The sequence below is a fragment of the Bacteroides sp. OF03-11BH genome (assembly GCF_003604005.1).
In the GTDB taxonomy this organism is placed as follows: domain Bacteria; phylum Bacteroidota; class Bacteroidia; order Bacteroidales; family Bacteroidaceae; genus Bacteroides; species Bacteroides ovatus.
This window is the reverse complement of the sequence record NZ_QTMW01000009.1, coordinates 123,972-140,631: the sequence shown is the minus strand read 5'-3', so window position 1 is coordinate 140,631 and position 16,660 is coordinate 123,972. Positions and strand designations below refer to the sequence as shown.

At 44.7% G+C, this 16,660-nt stretch carries 8 protein-coding genes; all 8 read right to left on the bottom strand.

The window, feature by feature from the left end; all coding sequences use genetic code 11:
* Nucleotides 1–42 precede the first annotated feature (42 nt).
* The 8 genes from DXA54_RS09165 to DXA54_RS09130 all read right to left on the bottom strand — a co-directional run bounded on the left by DXA54_RS09165 (nt 43) and on the right by DXA54_RS09130 (nt 16,616).
* Nucleotides 43–2,544 carry a hypothetical protein gene (locus DXA54_RS09165; RefSeq protein WP_120079287.1) on the bottom strand — a complete coding sequence of 834 codons (2,502 nt, stop codon included), beginning with the start codon at nt 2,542–2,544 and terminating at the stop codon, nt 43–45.
* A gap of 11 nt (nt 2,545–2,555) precedes the next feature.
* On the bottom strand, nt 2,556–4,904 hold the full coding sequence (locus DXA54_RS09160; protein ID WP_120079285.1) for a beta-galactosidase: 2,349 nt from the start codon (nt 4,902–4,904) through the stop codon (nt 2,556–2,558).
* 26 nt (nt 4,905–4,930) lie between these two features.
* Entirely contained in the window at nt 4,931–5,605 is a 675-nt protein-coding gene (locus DXA54_RS09155) for an SGNH/GDSL hydrolase family protein (RefSeq protein ID WP_004306573.1), read from the bottom strand.
* A gap of 24 nt (nt 5,606–5,629) precedes the next feature.
* Complete coding sequence (locus tag DXA54_RS09150) at nt 5,630–7,141, bottom strand: RagB/SusD family nutrient uptake outer membrane protein (RefSeq protein WP_120079283.1); 1,512 nt, start codon at nt 7,139–7,141, stop codon at nt 5,630–5,632.
* Nucleotides 7,142–7,153: 12 nt separating this feature from the next.
* A complete protein-coding gene (locus DXA54_RS09145; RefSeq protein ID WP_120079281.1) occupies nt 7,154–10,246 on the bottom strand; it encodes a SusC/RagA family TonB-linked outer membrane protein in 3,093 nt (1,030 codons plus the stop codon).
* A gap of 13 nt (nt 10,247–10,259) precedes the next feature.
* The gene (locus DXA54_RS09140) at nt 10,260–11,630 is read right to left on the bottom strand and encodes a hypothetical protein (protein WP_120079279.1); all 1,371 of its coding nucleotides are present in this window, start codon (nt 11,628–11,630) and stop codon (nt 10,260–10,262) included.
* 12 nt (nt 11,631–11,642) lie between these two features.
* Nucleotides 11,643–13,259, bottom strand: a complete 1,617-nt coding sequence (locus tag DXA54_RS09135; RefSeq protein WP_008650093.1) for an arabinogalactan endo-beta-1,4-galactanase — start codon at nt 13,257–13,259, stop codon at nt 11,643–11,645.
* Between the two features lie 75 nt (nt 13,260–13,334).
* Nucleotides 13,335–16,616, bottom strand: a complete 3,282-nt coding sequence (locus DXA54_RS09130; RefSeq protein WP_120079320.1) for a DUF5107 domain-containing protein — start codon at nt 16,614–16,616, stop codon at nt 13,335–13,337.
* Nucleotides 16,617–16,660 lie beyond the last annotated feature (44 nt).

Genomic DNA, 16,660 nt, shown 5'->3' with positions numbered 1-16,660 from the left:
ATGAAGCAATGACAAGCATATCATTCAGATATCAGTCAACTATCACTGAAATAATAAATCAATCCTTTCTACAACAACTCCCTTATTCTTCTGATTTCCGATATTGTACAATTCCTCTCGAAGTGAAACTTGAACAAAGTCGATAATCTTCCAATCCAACGCAATACCATTATTCTCTTGTGCAGAAGCCGGATACCAATAAGGATTCACTCCCGGCCAATCCTGCGGTAACATAGCCGCCTTCGTCGGTACAAGGTCGGATACCGGAATCAGGATATCCGATGCGTCAGCTTTCAAATTAAACACAGCACCATATCCTCTTCCCTCTTTATCGACAAAATTGCAAATGGCTTTATCAGTATTGTTCAATCCATAAGCGCGAATACAAATATATGCAGGAGCCGTCTTACTTTTACTCCGACAAGTTATCCGATCACCTATATAATAGGAAAAAGTCACATCACAAGGAGCTATATAATCTTCCTTTTTCTCCAAATCAGGAACAGAAAGCTGAAAGGCAGGCAACAATTCCGGTCCTGATACTACCGAGCTGAATTGTGATTCGGGGCTCCTGAACGTGCGTGTACGACGGATATGCTTCCAATTGTCCTGTGGTCCTAAAAGAGACAAAGGAGTTGTTTCGTTTATCAGACGCATGGCGTAAGTAGCTTGTTCATAATAGTCCCACCGTTCGGGAGTGCAATACGTCTTTTCCGGAAACAAGATTGTATCATCTCCCGTATCTATGCCGAAATGATACTCATAATCCCCCTTAGCAAGCCAGCTTATATCGGCTTTCGCCGTATAGAAGAAGCCGTCTTCCGCCGTCATCGGTATGCGCTTGCATCCCCAAGGTTTCAGCATCAGATAAACATCTACCTGTTGAGGACGTTTGGGGCCGAACACCTCACACCGGAATGTCACCTCTTTATCAGCAGTAAACTCCGGCCATGTATGATTGGCTATTTTCCACTCTTTCATCGGAGTCTGATAGAAATCTTTGGCAGGAAGTTCTTCCCTGCTAACTATCTTTCCATCTGATAGCAGATATTTTCCGGGCAATAGAACCATTTCAGTTTCCAGACCGGGAAGCTGTATTTGAATGTTCCGTTCATTGTACGCTGATTTTCTTGACACCCTGTGTTTATTCAGCATTTTATAAGGATCATCTATATCCATTATATCAGGGTAGATTTCCAGTTGCCAAGTATTATCATCCTGTTTGTCAAGAAAATAAATACCTGTTCCCGAATAACGGACTACCGGAGAAGAACCAACCCCAGCAATATGCTTCAATGCTGCCAGATTTTTGGGACGGGTAGACGTAGTATTTGAATAATAGAACATATCTCCGGAGTTCAATTCACTCAACTGTTCATCGTAACTCACCCGAAAATCGCCGAAAGTCTTGTTATCCGGATAATACCCGAAGTGTTTGCCACGCGGGATACGACGCATCACTTCAGCGGCAATCATACTGCTTACCGCCTTTGAAGGAGTAAAGACCATATTGAAAAAATGAGTCTGCCAGCCTAAATTCATCGGGGCTGTACGCAGCATATCATAAGAAAAGATGGCAGCAAACTGGATACCGCCCCTACGGAACTCACGCGCCATAGCCGGGAACATAAAACCGGAAGCCATATCCGTTGCGTCAAATTCATAAACGATTTTTGCTTTTCCGCGTAAATCAGGATGAAGCATCTGCTCGTAATGGTCTACGAACAACAAGCCGTTTCCTTCAATAGAATAATTGTTATTCAACGCACTCGGATACCAAGCATGAGTAGAACCTTGTATATCCGATTTCCGAATAGCAGGAGCCACACGGAAGTCTTGGCTGACATTATAGAAAGTCAACTTCTTACAACCGGTACTCCGGATTGCCTTGCACATCCGGTTGATATAACGCACCATACCTGGAATGTCTTCCGGAAATTGGGTAGGTTCGTTGATTAGCTCGACAAACAATATGTTCGGCTCATCCTTCAGGCAGCGACCAGTGTAAGGATTACGATGATTGAGCAGTTGCTTCATGTAATTTTCCTGTGCACGAATAGCTTCCTCGTCGTGTATAAGTGTATTTTTAGGATAATATTTGGCCAGACCGGTATTTGTTGTATCACTCATTTCCGGCCATTGTGAATTATAGGTCACGATAGGGCTAAGCAACATATAAATATCCCGTTTATCCGCTTCGGCAATCAGATAGTCCAACAGATGCAAATGTTCATTCTCCAGCAAATTTCCCTCACGATCCGTATTCTGATAGTCTCCCCAAAAGCAGAGACGTAATCCGTCCCAGTTCATTCGCTTGAAATGTTCCAGGTCTTCCACAATCATTTGCTTTCGATCACCGCCCACATAATCTGCTGCACGAAAATCGCAAGCAGAAGGCAGGCAATAATTGGCACCGAACAAGGCTACTTCCTTACGGTTTTCCGTCCAACGTATCACGCCTTGTTTGTCCATATAGACCTTCTCGGCACAATATCCCATTGTGCCGAGAAGAGTTATTAATAATGTAAATAAGCTTTTCCTCATAAAATGATAAACTAGTTATTTATCCTCAATTGATATTGGGGGATAATTTCCACGTTCTTAATCTCAAGCACCTGGTTATTTCCTTTAAAATCAGGAATGGCAGACTGGGGCAAATCTTGCAGACAGGTAGCATCCGAACGTAAAGGACGGAAGTAGAACGACATAGCTTCTTTGTTCATCATCTCTTTATGGCGGTTAAGACCAATCATCCATGGTTGGGCATGCCAGAATTCATCCTGTACCATTTTTCCACCGAGGAAGGCCATTGCCACATCACCCGTGTAATCTATCTTCATGAAGTATTCATTCACTTGCGGGGTATGAACGGTATCACTGAAAGCTACGGTAATACGACGAGTGGTTATCTTCTCTACACGACATTCGGGGCTGACAGGCTGAACCTGCACTGTTTGTGATTGCCATCCTTTTGCCGAAGGGTACAAGATATAATCAAAGGCGTTATTTCCAAGTTGTTGCAGGGTGATACCTTCTGCCGTCGGTAATACGGTAGCTGTCGTTATCAATAGTTGCCCATCCACCTTGATGGCATTGAGTGCCTGTTCATGATTCAGTGTCGTAATTTTTATTTTCTTACCGTTGCGAGGTGTGACAGTAATAGTACTTTTCAGACCGCTTGTGACGGCGTATTTAGCCTTACCTTTGACGGTGCGGGCATCAAAACAATACTCCGGTTTCATACCTTCCGGGGCGAAGAAAATATAATGGTCGATACCGTTATCATTGATTTTCATCAGAGGTTGTGCCGTAGCATAACGGAGTCTGGCACTTCCGAGCATCAAGTTGAATGGCAGAATCATGCTTTCATCTTTCGGCAATGTAAAAGTTCCCTGTTCAGGTATGCGCAGTGTTTCATTCCGAAGATTCAATTGCAGTTGCAGACCGTCCATATCATGCCGCAATGTATCATGGTCCTGAAAGTTTATCATGAAAATGAATCCGCTGTCATCTTTCATCCGGGCAGCATAACGCAGGTCATCACGATTTTCGGATGTCATCTTTTCCCAACCTTCCGGTAATACGGTTTCCATGGGAGCAAGATTACTGCCGAAATCGGCAAGAAACGAATGGATGGTGCGCAGGTAACGATAAGACGGATGTTCCAGTCCGAATTCGCCAAGAGGAGCCTGGAAATCATAGGAGATTTTGGGCATCCCCATCGGTTCGTCCTGATAACTTCCTATATTATCCTGACGTAGCGGAGTGCTTCCTCCGTGATACATATAATATCCGATGCCGTTGCTTCCGCTACCGAGCGTACGAATCATCAACGCCTGTGCTGCACGTGCCGTAACGATAGGTCTGCGTCGGTAAATCATCTGTATTCCTGCACCCATTTCCGCACAGAACGAGGGGAATCGTTCCGCATCATAACGCACCGGAGCATAATCAGGCACACGGTGTATATCTTTGAACATACAGAAAGGCGACATTCTCGGTTCTTCCCAAAAAGGATAGGTGTAGGCGGATGTCACAGGAATTGCTTCATTGTCAATAACAGCTGCGTTTCCCCAGCCGGTGGCTGTATAGAACGGAGTGATAATACCTTCTTCCTGTGCCATTCTTTTAAGGGTACGCATGTGTTCCTCCCCAAGTTCGGCGGTAGTGACTTTCTTATCCATTACACTTACGCCAATCATAGCATAGTCAATGTCATAACTTGCCACAGTAAAATCCAACGGTTCACCGGGATAATTCACTCCCCAAGGAGATGCAGAATGCTGCATCTCATTTTCCAACTGGCAACCGATGATCGGACCGCCATCCTTATAATACAATCCTTGCAGTTGCCGGCCTATCTCTCCATAAAGTCTTTTTACATAAGAGAGGTATAGAGGCTGATTGCTGCGTACATCCACCGGACGGGCGAAAAGCCAGTCGGGTATGGAGCCGTTACGTATTTCACCGTGACAGAAAGGGCCGATACGTACGATGACCGGCATGTCATGTTTCTTGCAAAGTTCTATAAAATGGCGTAAGTCTTTATTGCCGCTCCAGCAGAACTTGCCTTCCTCTTCCTCATGTAATCCCCAGAAAATATAGGTTGGCAATACATTCACCCCACCGGCTTTCATCTTTACAATCTCCTGTTCCCACTGTGCACGGGGATAACGGGTAAAGTGGAACTCTCCCATAACAGGTATCACAGGCTTTCCGTCGATAGACATATAATAGCTGTTTACGGAAATATTTCCACCCGACGGGTTACTGCCCCCCATCTTGAGGTGTCCCGTATATATAGTCTTCTCTTTCGCCGGAGCGGAAAGCTCATAAATCTGCTGTGCATGAAAAGTGGTTGCATATAGAGCAAACGCTAAAGCTGCATAAATTTTCTTCTTCATAATATGTGTTTTTAATGATGTAATTCTTATTTAATCAGAGTCAATACTTGATTCGCAATTGTTTCCATTCCTTTTACAGTAGGATGCCCGCTTTCTTTCTCGATTCCTTGCAGTTGTACGTATTTTATTCCGTAATGTTCGCAAACAACCTTGGTCGATTCCACAATCTCCGTTTTCAAGTCATCACTGATGATAAAGTAAAGCGTCACATTGGGATAATGCTCTTGAGCCAACTCTATCAATTTAGCCAATGCAGGACGATAGGTATACAGATCGGCACGCTTGAAATCTCCATATTTGTACTCACCGATAGGAGTGTCTGCCCAATTGTCATTGATTCCACCGAAGATGAGGATGATATCAGGATTCCCCAAACGGGGAACCCTTGTAATAAATGAACGGTCGGCATAGTCCTCGTCATTATATCCCGAATAGGATACAGTAGCCCCGCTATAGGAGTCGTTTGCTCCCAACTTGAAACCGGCTTTCTTGATGACCTGCCACCACCACGTCTGTTTCACATTCACTACCCCTGTCTTAGACCAATCGGTAGTTGTGTAATACGTTTTATTGGTGTCCGGTATATACTTTTCAAAGGTAGAATATGAATCGCCCAAGACCGCAACAGTCGGTTTGATACTTTGCGCTACCGCATTTACCGTAAACAGGCAGGCAAGGATATATAAGAATATATATTTCATGGTTTATCTACTTACTACTATTTACTATCTATCATAATCATTTTGCTTGATAGCCCCTTTGGACTCATCAATGAAACTCTGCGGAATCCAGAAACGGTTGTGTCCTTCGTGTACATTGAAGTAGCCGCGTCCTTCGGATTTATTAATGGCATCAATGCGGTTATTGGCATATTCCACATACTTTCCAAAGCGAATCAAATCTTGACGGCGAAGCCCTTCGAGATAGAACTCATGACCGCGTTCCAGAAGGATGGCTTCATTGAAGGCTCCACCGGAAGCTGTTTGAGCGTCATCCAGTTCCGGCAATCCGGCACGCTTGCGTACACGGTTTACCAAACCGACGGCTTCCGTTGTAGGACTGCCCTCATTACGGTTGATACACTCGGCAAGTGTCAACAGCACATCAGCGTAGCGATAGATAACCACGTCAATGCCGCTTTGCCCGTCTTTCATATCCGGATCCATACCGTATTTCAAGGGTAGCGCACCCTTTGCCAACTGACTGCTATTTGAGCGGTCTATCTTTTCTCCATTTTTATTCGTATAAGCAGTAACTACGTTCTTCAGACGCAAGTCTCCTTCTTCAAATGTGCCATAAAAATCCCAAGGCATTACATAGCCACCCCAACCGGTAGCCTTTTCAGCCCAAGGATAATCGGCGGGAAGCACTTCGGCAGTCATGTAGTTGGAGTACCAACTGGCAGTATTATTGCAAGCCAGTTGCAGAATCACCTCATTGTTACCTATTCCCTCTTTGGAGAAGATATAGTTATAATCAGGTTGCAGGCTGTACACACGTCCTTCCATCTCCAACAATTCACGAGCTAAAGTTTCCGCTTTATCAAAGTAGCCTTTTATCATGTAATATTTCAACAGAATCATACGTGCCGCCCCTTTCGTCATACGTCCGCGTGCCTCCGCCACTTCGGGTAAATCACGAATTGCATCCCGCAAGTCCGCTTCCATCATTGCGTCATATTCTTCTTCCGTCAGACGGGGAAGATAAACAAAAGTCTGCGGGTCGTCCAGTACCTCATCCGAAGCCACCGGCACAGGACCGAACATATCATAAAGGTAAAGCCCCATCCATCCGCGCAAAGCCTTCGCCTCACCCGAATAAAGCGTTTTTGCGTCTTCACTCACCGGAGAGTTCTCAATACGACGAATGGTATTACGTGCTTTCGAAAGAAAATTATAACGCTCGAAATTCGAATAAGCATGATTCTGAATACTGCCTCCCACAGTAGCATACCACTGTTGGAAATAAAGTTCATCTGACTCCCACGCCCAGCAACACCAAAGCACATCAGTCGTCATATCACCTATTACTTGATATCCCATATAATCCGCTGAATAAACAGCTTTGAAATCACCGGGGTTAAAATCATAGTAGAGCGAATTTACCGCCAGTTTCAAGTCAGTCTCCGTCTTAAAGAAGTTTTCCGGAGAGATTTCGGTATAGTCCAAACGTTCCAGTTCACAGGAAGTCATCGATAACAGCATCAAGACTGTTGCTATATATTTCATTGTTTTCATACCCAGTATATATTAGAATTTCACATCCAGACCAATAGCAAATGAAGACTGATTCGGATAAGCTCCGATACCATTTCCAGTTTCAGGATCCATTCCCTTATAAGGAGTAAATACGGCCAGATTGCGCCCCGCGGCATACAGCCTGACTGAACGAATCTTATTCTTAAGCCATTGGGCAGGGAAAGTATAACCGATTGACACATTATCCAAACGCAGATACCAAGCCTTTTCGAGGAAAAAGTCACTTTTCTTGGGGTCAACGCCCGAAGAAGCTTCCGCCACACCCGGCAATGTACCCATAGGATTGGCAGGCGACCAACGGTTCTTCACCTCATCCAAAACATTGACGCCATACGTTATGTCTTCGATACCATAGATGGACTGTAACTTAATGTCGTTCACCTTCCATCCATTCAGTGAACCATAGATGTAGATGTTGGCATCCCAGTTTTTCCAGCGGAAAGTATTATTGATACTGAAAGGAATCGGGGTACTATTTGCCAATACCACCATGTCAGCTTCGTCGAGCACGCCATCCTCTCCCGTTGTCCGGATATAACGTCCTTCACTATCCCGCATCTTTTCGCCCTTCTCATCAAGTTGGTAACCATTCAAATCCTGATACAGAATAGCTCCGGCACCGGATTTCTGGAGATGGTTGTAAGTCCGATCCATCTGAATCAGGCCATTCGTCCTGTATCCGTAGATGTTGTCCCATCTTTCCACATAGTCCTGATAGACAGCAGGAATGAAGTCCGGATCACGTTTCGTTGTGTGATTGCGGTAATAGGAGAAATTGATGTCAGTAGTCCAGCCAAAGTTCTTATTGTCGAAATTTACACTGTGGATACCGATATCTATACCACGGGCACGATAAACGGTCGCCGAATTGTAATCTATCTTCTTCACTTCCTGATAGGACATCAAATTTTTCTCCAGAATGACATCCTTACGCAGACGTTGGTAGAGGTCGACAGAACCGGACAGACGGTTGTTGAAGAAACCGAAATCAATACCGAAGTTATAGTCGGTCAGTGTCTCCCATTTCAATTTATCATTGCCCAGTTTGGAGATAGCCATACCGTTTACCAGGCTTCCGTTAGGGGCAAATGCGCCTTGCGAAACTTTATAATAGGTATTGATACCGGTGAGATTGCCCGCATTACCGGTTTGTCCCACACCTGCACGGAGTTTCAGGTTGCTCAACCAACCGATATCCTTCAGCCAGTTTTCTTCATTCATACGCCAGGCTGCCGATATTCCTGGGAAAGCGCCCCATTGATGCTCCTTCGAGAAGTTGGACGAACCATCTACGCGGAGATTGACAGTCAGGATATATTTGGATGCCAGCGAATAATTCAGACGTGCAAGGAATGAAGCCATCTCACTGGCTCCCTTATACGAGCTGATAGTCGGTTTTTCCTGCTCACTTGTCCCGATATTGTTCATCAAAGAGCCGTCGTATGGGAATTGTGAAGCGACGATACCCATCCCTTCCCAAGACGACTTCTTGTATTCAAAACCAGCCATCAGGTTCACATCATGTATTTCATTGAATACTTTCGCGTAATTGGCAATCACATTGAACAGGTTCATTTGCGATTTCGCATTTTGCTTGGAAGCCTGACCGTCCACACTATATCCCTTTTTGGTCGTGGTGGGAATGTATTGGTCGGCCTGCACATCTTTCATATCGAAACCGACAGTAGCCTTCAGCAACAAATCCTTGATAGGCCGGAACTCCAGATAACCACTGACAAAAAGATCGCGGCTCACTGTCTGGTCGGTAATATCCAATAACGAAACGGGATTCGGATAGATGTCACGAATCGGATTTACGGAGTATTTACCTTCTTCATCACGCACCGGTACGGTAGGAATAAATGTCATAGCCGAATATATCAACGCTGAATTATCCTGCCGTCCATCACCCAACGGTACATCGTGATACTTAATCTGTGAAAAAGTGGAATTGATACCGGCTTTCAACATACGGTTGATGGTCTGGTCAACATTCAAACGTCCGGTAATACGATTCATCGAGTTATTTTTGGCAATTCCCTGATGGTCATAATAACTCAATGAGAACAAGTATTTCGTGGCGTCCGTACCGGAAGAAACCGAAAGATTATGTTCATTTACGATACCTACACGGGTTACTTCATCCATCCAGTTTGTTCCGTCACCTACGAAATCAGCAATTTGCCTATCGGTATACTTCTTTTCATCCCCACGTCCCAGTTCATCAAACACTTTATTCTGTTCAATCATAAAATCACGTGCCTTCAGGAAATCCGGTGCATCCTTGATATACTGGAAAGCAACCGAACCGGAATAAGAGATATCGGGCTTACCTGTTTTTCCTCGTTTGGTGGTAATCAGAATCACCCCGCCCGAAGCATCCGAACCGTAAATAGCCGCCGCCGATGCGTCCTTCAGAATATCAATCGTCTCAATGTCATTGGGATTGAGATTAATCAGGGCATTGTCTTTTTCACCGCCACTATATGCCGTTCCTGCTGTCACTGTTTTTGTTGACAACTGCGGCACACCGTCAATGACAATTAACGGACTCTGTCCCGAAAGCCCACCACGAATGGAGATATTCATCGAACCGCCCGGATTGGCACTGTTTTGTGTGATATTCATTCCTGATGAACGTCCACGCAACATGGAACCTACCGAAGCTGATGCAGCCGTCGGCAATTCATCGGCTTTTACGGAAGCCACCGCACCGGAGATACTGCTCTTTTTAGTCGTACCATAGCCGACTACTACAACCTCATCCAATGTTTTAGTGTCTTCTTTCAGTATAAACTCCATCGGTGCAGCAGACGCTTTCTTCTCTTGAGAAATGTAACCAATATACGAAACGGTAATCGTTGCTCCCGAGGGTACGTCAGACAGGCTGAACTTACCGTCCAAATCGGTAATGGAGCCGTTGGTAGTACCTTTCACGACTACACTCGCACCAATGATAGCTTCACCGGCCGGATCTTTCACCAATCCTTTCACTTGAATGTTCTGTGCCATCAGTGAAGTAGCCAACAACAGGAAGGTAAAAAAGAATCCTGTCCTCACACATATTGAATATATTGTTTTCATAGTTGTTCTCTTTTTATTCTGTTACTTTCTTGATTGTAGCCCAAAGAATAGCTGTATCGAAGGTGATTTGCACTGCACCGTCATAGTCGCTCGCATAGCTTGCCACACTGCCACCTGCACTTGTAGTATCTTCCCACCAGCCGCATCCGGTCGCATCGCCCCAATAGCGGAGAACATATCCCCAGTCGGACACACGGGCTGCATAGTATTGGCGCGTACTTGAATAACTGCCGATTTGGTGCAAGGTAGAAGTATAACGATATCCATTGCGCGCCATCTCTGTAGCAGGCGTACCCCAATCGGCAAAATCACTGAAGCCACAGCCGGACACGGTGAGCGATCCTGTATAGGTTGTCGCTGAAGGTTCCAGTTTCCACATGCTATAAGTATGTGCCTGTAAATCAATCCAAACACCATAATAGCCTGACTCAGCAACCGTAACAGGCACCACATAACCATTGTTATTCATCAGTTTTGAATTAACGTAAGGACTTACACCGAAAAGGTCACCGTCCATCGTCTTCTCCGCCGTAAAGTAGATTTGGAAGTTCGCCTTGTCTGCATAAATTTTTCCTTCATATTGGTACTCTCCCTTGCGGGTCATCGGTGCATAGTAGCCGTCGAGGTAGTCGTCAGCTTTCTCGGAAGCATTAACCACCCACATTACAGGGTAATCTTCGAATGGATCTTCCTCCTCTGCTAGCATAACAACAACCGTAGTAGTGACAACAGTTTCATTGCCTCCGGCATCCGTTATAGTCAAAGTGACAGGAAATTCTCCCGTAGTAAAATCAACAGTACGTTTCAATTCTCCATTACGCCCGGTTACTTTTACCGTCTCATCTATTTGCATACTGGGGATTTGAAGACGAATATCTTTCAACTCGCGGTCATCGGTGAACTTCACATTCAGATTCCAACTTCCTTTATTTGCGGCTGCATCGAAATCTACTGCTATCCGCGACGGAAGTTGGGTTTGCATAATCGGACTCTCCATATCAGCTACATAAGTCAGCAGCACATTTTTCTTGCTTTCCCGACTGTCTACGTCACGGATAGTAATCAATAAATATTCTTCAAAACTAGCGTTTTTCGGTACAATGAGCCGATAATCATAATTAAAGACTTTGGGCTTCTGCCCGCCCAGTTCATATACTTTATGAATCCCCCATTGTTCACAACTTAACGTGACGCTTTCCAATCCTACATAATTAGATGCGGTTCCTGATACCAAAACGGTGTCACCGGGAAACGTCTCTATCTCATCACTCATTACATAAAGACCGGGAGCCACATCTTCCTTATCATCATCGCAACCGACAACAAAATATATAAGTGCCAGCAACAAACTGATTTTTCCGAATCTACTTAAAATATTCTTCATGGTATCTTCCTTTTAGTTGTTATATTTGAATGCATCCAATACTTCCAATCTATTTCCTTCATAACCAAACAAGGTGGTATTGCTTACATAATTCTTGGCACCCAGTTCCCATCCCATGCCTTCCACTTCGATAAAGATAGGATCCCAATAAAGAAAACCAAGTATGCGGCAGTCTTTCGCTTGCTTTATTTCTTTTATTTGTTCAAGCATGAAGTTTTTCTGTCCAAGCGGGGAAAAATCCAAATACGGCCCGTTGTCCGACAGTTGCCCCTGAGTTCCGTCAGGCAAAGTCTTGTCCCAGCTATATCCAGTTTCCATAATTAAAATATCCTTATCAAATTTAGCTGTGATATAATCCGCCCATTCACGCATTTGTGCTGCCGTATTTTTCGTCCAGAAAGGATAATAAGAAGTACCGATTATATCATATTTCGTATTTCTTTTTTTCAGTTCACCATAATACCAGTTATACAAGTCTTTATCTCCGGCACCTGCCGAGTGAATAATGACCTTTGAATCCGGTGATACAGCTTTCACCGCATCATAACCTGTATTGAATAGTTCGGAAAGCTGCGCAAAATTGTCACAACTTCCATCCGGATATAACATGCCGGCTTGTACTTCATTACCCAACGAGACAAATTCGGGAGTCGTCCCCTGTGCTTTCATCTTATTCATGAAATCAAAGGTAAAATCGTAGAGTGCTTTTTTCAGTCCATCAAAGTCGAGCCCTTCCCATTCATGCGGTTTGTTCTGGTCTTCTCCATTTGTCCAGTAATCACTATAATGGAAAGTCAACTGTATCTGCATACCGGCTTGTTTGGCTCTTTTTGCCAGCCGCAAAACATCTTCCGGGCCTGAAATGCCTGCGGGCAAACGGTTGGAAGGAGAATAGTCCGGATTTCCCGGGTCATTGTACAGACGGAGACGGACAATATTGAAACCATTATTCTTCAAGATTTCGATGCAGTCCTTTTCTTCTCCGTTTTCATAGAATCTGCCACCCATCTGCTCTACGTAAGTCAGTTGTGAGATATCACCGCCTTTCAGCAGATTATATTCCTTCTCTGTTTTCTTCAAACGCAGCCCGTCAAAGCGGCTCCAGTTTGCTTCAGCCGATTCGCTATGGATTTCAATATCACATTTACCGCCTTCCACTTTTATCCCGCGCACATAGGAGCGAATCCAGGTAGAAGGAGATGCTTGTAATGAAGTCATTTTCTTAGTATCGGTGCCTGCTGCTACATAACAAGACGTTTGTCCTCCGGTACTCTTATAATAAAATTCAAGGTCATAAATACCATCTTCCAAACCGCTGACAGTTTGACAGGTGGATACCGTATATGACGAAGCTGCTCCATAATGTAAAGCATAGTTGCCTTCACATCCCCCTTGCACTACTTTTGCGGCAGAATAGTCCCCGCTTACTGTCCAGCCTTTAGGAGAAGCTGTTTCGGCAGCGTCTTCTTCAAAACTTCCGTTAGGCACTTTCACCACTGTAACAGCAGGTTCGGGGTTAGCGACTGCTACCGGGTCGTCCGAACAAGCAGCCGTACTGCACACAATGGAAAAGCTAATTGCAATAAAGCCTGTAATTTTCATGATTAAACTGTTTTTAATATTTCTCATGTCATTGCTATTTAAGGTTTATATAAAAAGGAGCTTGTGACGATGCTTAAAATTAAACATCGCCACTAAGTTGTCCTACCCTATCAGGCTTCTGAAAGCCTGAATACCCTGATGATTAATATCCAATCTTTCTACCTCACTTAATAACCGGACGGATTTCTCCTTCTGATCCAGTCCCCAATATCCTAATGCCATCATATATTTGCAGTGAATTACGTTCCTTATCGTCAAGTCATCCTCCCAAATCAACAAGTCGGGTAGCGACACTGCAAAATAATCCATTTTAATCTTGTCAAACAAATGTTTTTCTCCATAAGAAGTCAATTTATGAAAGCGGCCGTTAGCCTCATCCATGCGCCCGAGTTTCAATAACGCCAGACCTTGATAGAATATTTTATCAGGTTTCGCATCATTGTAGTACATGGCGGCAGCCGGTTCGGTAGGTCCGATGATTGCCTGTTCCCAACATTCCACAGCCTTGTCATGTTGTCCCAATCCTTCGTAAGCACAACCCAGGAAGTAATAAAAATCATTCTCCTGTGCACCATACAATTTGCCTTCACCAAGATGATGCGGATATTCCAGACATTCTTCCAATAATGATATTGCTTCTTTATTCTCACCGGCAGTTAATGCTTTCTTTGCCAATTCCACACGAGCCAGTTGATATTGGGCAGGCACTTTTCCTTCGCCACCCTCCCAGGGATGGAAGTTATGTGCATCCAATACCGTTTTCGCCTTTTCGTACTCTCCTGTCTGATTCAACAAGGTGATTTCTTCCAGTATCAGGTCATCACGCTGCTTAATAAGTTCAGGATATTGTTGCAGGAAAGCTAGGCGCTCTTTGTGCGAACGACGGACACGCTTGTAAAGTTGATCGAGTTCCATCAAGATACGTGCATCGGTTGTGTCAAGGCGGAAAGCACGTTCCATACATTCGATGGCTTTCGCTTCCTCATTTTTCTTGTTGAAGAATGCCAAAGCCAGGTTACGCCATACGGTCGGAAAGCTACCGTCCAGTCTTGCGGAAGTTTCCCATGCTTCCATAGCCAGGTCGTACTGGCGCTTGTCGTAATACAGATTACCCAAATAGTAAGGAGCTCTTGCATCGTCCGGATTCTGTACCATGGCACATTGCAAGGCAAGAATTGCTTCCAAACGGTTGGGAAAACAGTAGTCGGGGCAAGCTTTGACTACATCGGCAAACGCCTGTTTCACTCCGGAGAGTCCCCCCTGGTGCAGACACCAGCCCAGATAATAGTAAGTCATTGGTGTAACAATACCTTCGGCAATGGCTATATTCCATAAGGAAGCAGCTTCCTGCCAACAACCTGCGGCACAATAGTCAAGAGCTATTTCATCATAGTTGTGAGGTTCTCCACGCATCATCTCTTTCATGACAGACAATTCGTCGACTACGTTCGTTATCAGATACTTCTCATAACGACAACCAAAGTTGAATTTATCAATAGCCAATGAGTCTTCAATCAGTTGCAGGGCTTCTTCGGTTCTGCCCATCCGGCGGAGAATAGCAGTTTTCAGAGCGCGGGCTTTATGATTATGCCAGTTGCGGATAAGCGAACGGTCTATTTCGTCTAAGGCATCTTCCAAACGACTTTGCATGGTAGAAATCTGCGCGCAGGCAAAGTATCCCGCATCCTGCCAGGCGGCATTCCAACAAGATTTATAGAAACGGTCGTAAGCCTCATTGTATCGTCTCTGGTATTTCAAGGCAAGACCGAGATTATAGATCGGTTCTCCGTCGTATGGATTCGGATTACGTTTCTGTAAGGTCTTTACGGCTGTAAGCAAGTATTGCTCCGCTTTATGGAAACGGCCTTTACGGATATACCACAGACCAAGCGCATTGTTATTACGCACATCAATCGGATCACGGCGCAATGCTTCTTCGTAGTATTCTACGGGATTGTATGTGGCATGTCTGTACTGTTCCAAGTGTAAGCCGGTCAGATAAAGCTGTTCAGTAGTCTTTATTTCTTCCGGGAGCAGGGCTGCTTCAGCAGCGTCGGGAATAGGTTTCACTTCTTCCGGTTCTGCATGCCAATAAAGTAATTCCCTTCCGTTTGCCGTGATTTCAAGAATCAGTTTGTCGAGCTTCTCACCATTCACATTTACCGTTTCATCCAGCAATTTTTCCGGAGTGATAGTCACTTCCTTGCTATAATATATTTTCCCGTCTTCACCTTTCAAGACAACATTTACCGTTTGGCACGAAGTAGCAAATATCTTGAAGCGAACGCTGTCCTCCCCTTCCGGTTCAATATTCATCAGCAAATCTCTGCTGGCATTCTTCACCACTCCCAATTCCCGGTAAGGCAGGAAATATTGAACGAAGCTCTTTTCTTCGTAAGGTTGGAGCCAGGTAAAGTCCGGTTGATTTTCGGTATAGACACCTGCCATCAGTTCAATGTACGGCCCGTCTTCGTCTGTCAGGTTGCGGTCCCATGCGCGGCCAAAGTCGCCGTTTCCCCACGTCCACTGTTTCTTGCCCGGAGAAATGTGGTGGTTCGCTACATGAAGCATGCCGGCACGAGTATCATTCTCATATCCACCCTCAAAGTTAAAGCGGGAGTTGACAGCCATATAGGAAGTAGGAACCTTGATATTCTTATAGTTCGAGATATCTACTCCGGCAGAATAATCCATCTTGTAGTAAGTACCCGTTGCGATGGGGAAACTGGATACGGCACGCTTTCCATGGTCGAAAACGGCATTGATATCGGGCGGGAATACGCTCTGATAGTAGTCGTTCACCGCTACGGCAGGGTTTGCCCACCACAGGAAGGTCTGCGGTACTTCAGTACGGTTGTAAAGTACTCCCTTGATTTCAAGAAAAGCATGTCCCGGACGAAGCGTAAAACCTGCCATTCCTTTCTGATGAAACATACGTTCCATTTCATTCACCCATACCGTGACACTTCCGTCAGCATTTTCCTCAATAGTCGTATCTACAGGCATGTAGGTGCTGGGGCGGTGATGTTGAGGCCAGTTAAACTCAATGCCGCCTGAAATCCACGGTCCGGCAAGCCCTACCAAAGCAGGCTTTATCACATGATTATAATAAATGAAATGACGTTCTCTAATTTTATCGTATGCCATTTGTACACGTCCGCCCAGTTCGGGCAGAATCATGACCTTAATGTATTCGTTTTCGATAAAAATAGCATTGTATTCCTTATCCACTTTCTCATCAGACATCGATTCAATCACAGGATAAGGATAGACCACCCCGCTACTGCCTTGATATACGCGTTTCTCCAAGAATATTGGATTCTTCTCCGGTTTGCCTACTTCATAAGTAGGTATAACCACCTTTTCTTTCCATGCTTTTACCATCGTATTATTGATTATAAATTTGTTTTTGTATTCGTTGACAAAGA